The 1,038-nt window shown below is 41.8% G+C and carries 2 protein-coding genes; both read left to right on the forward strand.

Annotated features, from left to right (window positions below):
• Positions 1–243: 243 nt before the first annotated feature.
• Positions 244–552: an ArsR/SmtB family transcription factor gene (locus R8269_RS26230; protein WP_005460911.1), complete on the forward strand. Its 309-nt coding sequence runs from the start codon at positions 244–246 to the stop codon at positions 550–552.
• A gap of 28 nt (positions 553–580) precedes the next feature.
• The gene (locus R8269_RS26235; RefSeq protein ID WP_005394547.1) at positions 581–1,000 is read left to right on the forward strand and encodes a YeeE/YedE family protein; all 420 of its coding nucleotides are present in this window, start codon (positions 581–583) and stop codon (positions 998–1,000) included.
• The last annotated feature ends 38 nt before the right edge of the window (positions 1,001–1,038 follow it).

Genomic DNA, 1,038 nt, shown 5'->3' on the forward strand with positions numbered 1-1,038 from the left:
GTTAGTATGGCCGAGACCAATACCATCGTGCCTGCAAAAATTCGTACTGCATTTTCTAACGTCATAACTCTTCTCCTTCGTACTCTCAAACTGAGAACGCCATCCTTTGATGTTCATCACTATAATTAACTAAATTAGAAATGTCTAATGTTAATTTATCTAAATTCACAATTGCTAATTTAGTGTTGACTAAAGATATTGTTTTAGTAATATCTAATTTAGTTTTTAATGTAGAGGTGAGTCATGAGCTATACAGATATGGATGTAGCAGCAATGAAAGGCAATGCCAATGAAGCTGCTGATCTCCTAAAAGTAATGGCACATCCGGAAAGGCTAATGGTGTTGTGCCAACTGACCCAAGGTGAAGTTGGTGTTGGGGAACTGCAAAAGAACTCGTTCCTTAGCCAATCCGCCTTTTCACAGCACTTAACGGTGCTTCGCAAGCACAAATTGATCACGGCTCGTAAGGCATCACAGCAAGTGTTTTATTCGTTGTCAGAACCGAGAGTTGAGTCATTAATTAAAGCGCTTCATGGCGTTTTCTGTAACTAATTCGTAGCTAAGATTTTAGAGGTAAATAATGTTAAACGTTATTCCATGGGAATCGTTGTTTGGTGGCATTTTGTTAGGGATCTCCGCCACTATATTGTTGTTGGTTAACGGTAAAATTGCCGGAATAAGTGGAATTATGAATGGCATTATGTCACCGAAAAAAGGCGATTATTCGTGGCGATTGCTTTTTGCGGTTGGAATGATAGCTGGTGGCTTGATTAGCGTTCTGATGTTGGGCGTTGCGGTTCCTAGTACCGCGAACCTTTCTTTAGGGATGGTGATTGCCGCTGGTTTATTGGTAGGAATCGGGACCAGACTGGGTAACGGATGTACTAGCGGACACGGCATTTGTGGCATGGGCCGTTTGTCTAAGCGCTCTATTGTGGCGACCTGTGTATTTATGGCCGTCGCTGGCCTAACGGTATTCGTTCGACTTCACCTAGTTTAAGAGAGATTCCATGAACAAGACTATTTTTCGGTTTTCTG

It is taken from the genome of Vibrio sp. Vb0667 (assembly GCF_033391095.1).